The 7328-nt window shown below is 54.5% G+C and carries 3 protein-coding genes; 1 reads left to right on the top strand and 2 read right to left on the bottom strand.

Annotated features, from left to right (window positions below; genetic code table 11):
* A partial coding sequence (locus tag A918_RS0109485; protein ID WP_022710833.1) for an NAD-dependent succinate-semialdehyde dehydrogenase occupies positions 1 to 1403 on the bottom strand: 1403 nt, incomplete at its 3' end.
* A 198-nt stretch (positions 1404 to 1601) separates the two neighbouring features.
* Positions 1602 to 6341 carry a kinesin gene (locus A918_RS0109490; RefSeq protein ID WP_022710834.1) on the bottom strand — a complete coding sequence of 1580 codons (4740 nt, stop codon included), beginning with the start codon at positions 6339 to 6341 and terminating at the stop codon, positions 1602 to 1604.
* Positions 6342 to 6962: 621 nt separating this feature from the next.
* Here A918_RS0109490 and A918_RS0109500 point away from each other — a divergent pair.
* Positions 6963 to 7286, top strand: a complete 324-nt coding sequence (locus A918_RS0109500; RefSeq protein ID WP_028233614.1) for a 2Fe-2S iron-sulfur cluster-binding protein — start codon at positions 6963 to 6965, stop codon at positions 7284 to 7286.
* Positions 7287 to 7328 lie beyond the last annotated feature (42 nt).

Raw genomic sequence — 7328 nt, forward strand, 5'->3', positions numbered from 1 at the left:
GCTTCTGAGCCGCCTTCTGTACCATAGCCGGAATCCTTGATGCCGCCGAACGGCACTTCCGGCAGCGCGAGGCCGAGATGGTTGATTGTTGTCATGCCAGCCTCAATGCGCATGCCCAGTTCACGTGCATTTTCAGCTGAACGGGTAAAGGCATAGGACGCCAAACCAAATGGCAGGCGGTTGGCTTCATCAATCACTTCATCCAGTGTTTTGAAGGAAGAGAAGACAGCCACAGGGCCGAAAGGCTCTTCATTCATGATACGTGCGGTTTTAGGTGCATCGGCCAGCACGGTCGGCTCAAAGAAATTGCCGACATTGCCTATACGGCGGCCACCGGTCATCAGACGCGCGCCATTGTCCACGGCATCCTGAATCAGGGATTCAAGGGCAGGGATACGGCGTTCATTGGCCAGCGGCCCCATCTGCACACCCTCGTCAAAACCATTGCCGACTTTGATGGCTTTGGCTTTTTCAGTGAAGGATTCAACGACCTGCTCATAGACCTTTTCCTGCACGAGGAAGCGGGTCGGTGAAACGCAGACTTGACCGGCATTGCGGAATTTGGACATAGCCAGTGTTTTAACTGCGCCTTCCACATCGGCATCGTCAAAGATGATCGCCGGTGCGTGGCCGCCGAGTTCCATGGTCGAAAGTTTCATATGCTGGCTGGCAAGACCGGCCAGCATTTTGCCGATTGGTGTGGAGCCGGTGAACGAGATTTTGCGGATCACCGGATGCGGGATCAGATATTCGGAGATTTCTGACGGTACGCCATAAACCAGATTGACCACACCGGCCGGAATACCGGCATCAACAAAAACGCGGATCAGTTCGGCAGGTGAGGCCGGTGTTTCTTCCGGCGCTTTGACAATGATCGAGCAACCGGCAGCAATGGCAGCGGAGAGCTTGCGCACCACCTGATTGATCGGGAAATTCCATGGTGTGAAGGCCGCTACAGGGCCGACCGGCAGTTTGAATGCCATCTGCGATACACCGGCAGCGCGTGCCGGAATGATCTGGCCATAGGTGCGGCGTGCTTCTTCAGCAAACCAGTCGATAATATCTGCACCGGCAAGGATTTCGCCTTTGGCTTCCGCTACCGGCTTGCCCTGCTCAAGTGTCAGGATCGGCGCAATGGCATCTGCCCGCTCACGCAGCAAATCTGCCGCGCGGCGCATGAATTTGGAACGGTCGAATGGCGAGCTTGCGCTCCAGATTTTAAAGCCTTTGGCAGCGGCATCCAGTGCTGCGTCGAGATCAACTTTCTCAGCATGGGCAACCTTGCCGATGACTTCGCCGGTGGCCGGATTGAACACATCAATTGTACGCCCGCTTTGCGCATTGCGCCATTCGCCGTTGATCAAAAGCTGGGTATCTGGATAGCGCGGTGCAGTCTGAGACATAGTTCCTCCGGTATATATGCTTGAGAGCAGCAAATGACATGCCGCAATGTAATTCTGTAGAACTCACTATAGAAGCTCTGCCCCGTCATTTGGCAAGAGCGGTATGGTAAAATTATGAGCAGCTGAGACGCTTTGTCAGGGGTCGTCAGAAAATAAAAAAGGCGGGAAAAATCCCGCCTTTCTGAATGTGGTATCCGGTTAACGCAGACGACCCGATGCATGTGCCAGCATGGTGTAGACTTTGCCTGTATCGGATGTGAGATAGGTCTGGGTGACCATATTATCACGATCATTACGGGCAACATCTTCCAGCAGGCGCTGGAAATCATCCATGTAGCGGTCTACCGCACGGCGGAAATCACCATCCATCTGGTATTTGCGTTTGATCTCTTCAAAGGTCTGCTGACCTTTCAGAGTGTAGAGACGGCGGGTGAAGACATTGCGTTCACCGCGACGGTAGCGATCCCAAAGCTCTACCGATGCTTCATGATCAATCGCACGGGCAATATCAACCGACAGGGAGTTCAGGCTGTCGACCACATGGGCGGCTGAACGCTGCGGTGTTACATTGCTCTGGTTGCGCGGTGCCGAAGCTGTTTCCTCATCTGCGGAAGCGCGTGCCAGCAGATTGGAAACCCAGCCGCCGCGTGCGCTTTCCTGTGGAGCAGGTGCTGCGGAAACTGTGTAGCTCTGTGGCTGCTGTACCGGAGCCGCAGTCTGCGTGACCACTGGTGCAACATAGGCCGGAGCAGGCTGCGCTGCGGCTGTCTGTTTAGCAATAGTGCGGTCTGCACGGCTGTCGCCCACATCGACCAGACGGCCGGATTTATTGACGATGGATGCCAGTTCTTTCAGCGCATTGATCTGCTCGGAAACCGCCTTGCGCATTGCAGTGGTGGATTCCTTGGCTTCCGCCGGCATATCCAATACGCCGCGCTTCAGCTCGCCACGGGTTGCATCCAGTTCACCGCGGATTTCAGCGGCCGAACGGCGGATTTCATCCGTTGCTGTTGCAAATTTCTGGCTGGCCTGTTCCACAACTTCGGAAATGGCAGCGCGCAGCTGTTCTGTCGAATTGCGTGTGCGGCCTTCGGTGCGTTCCAGAGCGGAAGTAACAAGGGTTTCAAAGCCCTGCATCACTTTCTCAATGTTCTCAGATTTGGCAAGCAGACCGGCAGACAGACGTTCCAGAGCATCCTGACGGTCGGACAATGTGTCAGTCAGGCCATTCTGAGCTGTGTTGATCAGGTCAGATGCACGGGACAGAACCGCACTGTGATCTTCAAAGCGCTTGGCAATATCCGCAATCTGCGACAGCGTATTGCCGGAGAGCGAGCGCAGGGCACCGATATTATTATCGATCACAACGCTGGAGCTGGAGAAGATCTGAGCAGCCTTGTTGGTGCTGTCAGCAAAGTTCGACGTTGTTTCAACCAGACGTGTATCAATATCATTGAGGTTGAGCGTGGCTTTGTCGATCAGCTGACCAAGTTCCGTATTGGAGCTTGCCAGACGATCAATCAGGCCGCCAACACCATCGGACAGGCTGGACTTGGCTTCCTGCACCGCAGAGATAGTTTCAGCCGTACGGCTGGCCAGTGCATTGACCAGTGCTGCATTTTCTGAACGCAGGCGGTCGGTTGCTGCATGGGTTGCTTCTTCCAGCTGGCTTGCAAGACCCTGACCGCTATCGGCAAGGCGTTGTACCAGAGGTTCTGCGGTATCGGCCAGAATACGGGTGATTTCCTGCGAGCGGGCTGCGAGAACCGCATTCAGCTCACGGGTACGTTCTTCCAGTGTGGAGGAGGTGTTCTGTGTCGCATCGGAAATACGGGCTTCGATCACACCCAGTTCACCGGTAATGCGCGAACCGATTTCACCAAGACCCATGGCAATCGCATCAGCACGTTCAGTCAGGCGTGCTTCGGTACCGGAAAGGTTTTCCAGAACACGGGCGCTGAAAGCTTCACTATGGGAACCGAGAACATCGCTGGCGCGGGATGCGGTTTCTGCAATCCGTGTTTCAATGCCGCTGAGGTCACCGGTCAGACGGTTGCTCACATCATTGATGCCGGAAGCAATGGCTTCCGCACGTTCAGTGAGGCGGGCTTCTGTGCCGGACAGGTTTTCCAGGACACGGGCGCTGAAAGCTTCGCTATGGGAGCCGAGCACGTCACTGGTGCGCGATGCGGTTTCTGCAATGCGCGATTCAATACCGCTGAGTTCGCCGGTGAGGCGGGTTTCAATCGCTTCCAGACCGGATGCAATCTGGCTGGCGCGTTCGCCGAGACGGGCTTCTGTACCGGCCAGATTTTCAATCAGGCGGTCGTTGAAGTTTTCACCAAAGCCATGCAGTGCATCACCGGCCTTGGCAGCTTCTGCGGTGAGGGAACCAGCAGCTTCTGTGATTTTCTCACGCAGTGTTCCGGCAACCACCGAAGCGCTCTGCTCCAGTGATTTACGAACATTGTCCACACCGATGCTCAGAGCGCGTTCCATGGTGGAGGTGCGTTCTTCAATAATACCGGTCTGATTGTCAAACGAGCTTTGCAATACGCCGGTTGCATTGGCAACAGCATCCTGCAAGGCAACAGTGCGCTGCACCAGCGTATCGCTGTGCTGACGCAGATTGGCATCAAGGCTTTCAGAGCCGCTCAGCATCGCTGCCTGCAATTGCGAGGCGCGGTCACCGACAGTATTGATATGTTCATTCAGCAGCGAGCTGACAGCAGCGCTGTTATTCTGCAGGCTGTCAGAGAATTGCTGATTACGCTCATCCAGTGCCCGCGCATATTCCGCATGCTGCTGGTCGAGCGAGCTCTTGAGAGCTGAAGTGCGGCCTTCGAAACGGCCTTCCTCTTCTGCAAAAATATCGTTGAGCTTGGCATTATGGGCAGCCATTGCTTCACGCATATCATTGGTGCGCTGTTCCAGAATAGCGGCATGCTGGCTGGCAGTCTGGTCGAGATTGGCTGCATTGCCCGCAATGGCACGTTCAATATCGGCGCCACGCTCTGTAATCGTCTGGCTGTGCTGCTGCATTGCAGCTGCAATGCGGTCAGCTTCACCGGAGAGTGTGGACGACAAGGATTCACGGCTGTCAGCAATCTGAGCGATGAAGTGACCGGCGCGGTCATTGAGCAGACCGGCAACAGAATCTGTAATGCCTGACAATTCGCCGTTGAGCTTGTCTTTGGTTTCGTCAACCACAGTGCTGATGGACGAACGAACACCGGAGAAGGTTTCTGCAATCTCACGGGTACGGGCAATCAGATTTTCATTGATCTGACGCGAACGGACTTCCAGAGCGGCATTGAGTTTCTCAGTGCTGCTGTCGATTGCCTGTGCGCGGCCTTCAAATTCATTGAGCAGCGAGTGACCGCGTTCGGCCAGTGTGGCGTTCAGATTGGCCAGACGCTGATCGAATTCGGTGACCATATTCATGGTTGCATCGCCGAGCAGCGAAGCGATGTTGGACGTACGTGCATCCAGCGCTTCGGTCAGGGTTTCGGTGAGGCCGCGTGAACGTTCTTCCAATGTGGCGATACGTGTATCAAGGATTTCAACAAAATCACCGCCCGAAGAGCTGATGCGTGTCGAAATATCTGTGCTGCGGGTATCAATCGCTTCGGAAATGGCTGCGCCGCTTTCATTCAGGCGGCTGATCATTGTTTCACCTGCATGGGACAGGGAAGAGGTCAGCTCGCTGGAAACGGTGAGAACATTGTCGCGGATGATATCGCTGGCCGAAGACAGTTCAGTCTTGAGGTGCTCATGGGCACCGGAGATCGAGGAGCGTACGCGTTCTGCATGGCTGATGACCGCTTCACGCTCATTGCCAAGTTCGGCAATCAATGCGCGGATGCGCACTTCATTATCGCTGTAAGCGCGCTCAAGCTGATGCACTTCGGTCTGAACCAGAGTTTCCAGTTCAACAGCACGGGCGAGTGTGCGCTCGATACCTTCATTCATCGCTGCAACTTCACGGCGCACGGCCTGACCGAGCGTGGAAACACGGTCACCGGCTGCGGCTTCAGGCGAAGCGAGGCGCATAGCGGCGGCAGTCATCTGACGGGCAGCGGATTGCAGTTCCTGTGCACGGCGCACCATCTGGGCAAAGCCCCAGAACATCACAACCGGCACGGCAATACCGGCTGCAACACCGATACCGGCCGGAGTGCCGAAGAAATCTTTGATTGCCGAGAAGGAGGTGAGACCCTGCGGGCTCAGCGCATGGGCAAGGGTAAGACCACCTGCTGTCCAGAGGGCGCTGATGGCTGTGGTTGTCCAGAACACATTTGCATTGCGGCCATTGGTGCGGCGCAGCAACAAGTTATCATTGCGCAGATCGTCATTGGCCGGTGTAAACGGGGAGGCTGCGGCAGCAGGTGCTGCCTGAGTGGTTGCAGGGCGCGCAGCTACAGGATCTGCCAGCACAGTTTCAGCCTGCATTTCTGCATCGCTGCGTGCGGATACTGCTTCAGATTTGACACTGTGAACGGGGGCTGTGGCTTCCGGCTGGTTTGCGGCCTGTAAAACAGTCACGCTGCCCGGGGTATTGGCAGAGGCTGTAACAACAGGAGGCGCAGCCGGTGTGACCGGTGCGGCAGGCAGAACGGTTTTTTCTGCTTTTTTCTCTTTAACAGGCTTTTCCGGCTCTGGCTGTGCCAGCGTTTCTGCTTTGCCTTTCACGACAGCAGCGGCAACGGCAGTGCCTGCAGCAGCGGCGGCTATTGTTGAAGCGCCGTTCTGTTCCAGTGCCAGTTCTTCTGCTGCGCGCGAAATCTGGCTTTCCAGATCATCAAGCGAGAATTCTGCTTCAGGTGCGTCAAAATTCAAATCCAGCTCAAAGTCGTCGCTGAAATCCAGATCCAGCCCGTCAGAGAGGGCCTGTTCCATATCAAGCTCAAGCTTTTGCGCTTTTGTATTTTGTGCCATAGCCGTTTTACCCCGTACTCATACTTATACGCAAAAACCATGCTCTGAGTTGCTGCCGCTCAATTCTTAACGGCAGATACAAAGACACGTTGCGCAGTCTATAGGTTAAAACTTCCGGAGCCATATGGGAACTACGGAAATTGCGGTTGATGAAATGTTTAAAGATAAGGTTAACGCGGTACTCGTAGGGGCATTGAAAACAAAGCAAATGCGGGCTTTTTTAAGCGTTATCTAATTGTGGAAATCTTTAAGCAGACATCAGATATGAATATAATATGCCCTGAATTGTGGCATATTTTGCCATAGTCCGGCAAGAAATTAGTGCTTATGCACCGGTGAAACAGCGCTCAATCTTTCGGAAATGATTAACATATATAGTGACGAAAGGCTCTGCCTTTTCGTTTTACCATGTGTCTCATCCGAACACCGCTGCATAGTTTTCGGAATGTGCCTGAGTGATCGAATTGACGCAGACGGGCAGGGAGGTGCTGTTTACAGCTTGAACTCCTTGGCTGCAGCACGTATCTGCCCTGCAACGAACATTTTTACAGAGTGTCAGCTTTATCGGCTGCGGTTTGCACTGCACCGGATGATTTTGCCGGCATTTTACAGGATGACTACATGACCAAGATCACATTTGTTTCTGCTGACGGCGCGATGCGGAATGAAGTTGAAGCTGAAAACGGCTCCACTGTTATGGAAAATGCCATTCGCAACGGTATTCCGGGTATTGATGCGGAATGCGGCGGTGCCTGCGCTTGCGCAACCTGCCATGTTTATGTCGATGAAGACTGGACAGATGTGGTTGGCGGTCCTGAGCCGATGGAAGAAGATATGCTGGATTTTGCCTATGATGTGCGCGGCAATTCGCGTCTGTCCTGCCAGATTATCGTGCGCGACGAGCTTGAAGGTCTGGTTGTTCAGGTGCCTGAGCGTCAGGGCTGACCTGTCCGGACAATTTGTAACGGTTCCTAAAGCGGGCTGCCT

This window comes from Pseudochrobactrum sp. AO18b, assembly GCF_000409565.1.
Classification (GTDB): domain Bacteria; phylum Pseudomonadota; class Alphaproteobacteria; order Rhizobiales; family Rhizobiaceae; genus Pseudochrobactrum; species Pseudochrobactrum saccharolyticum.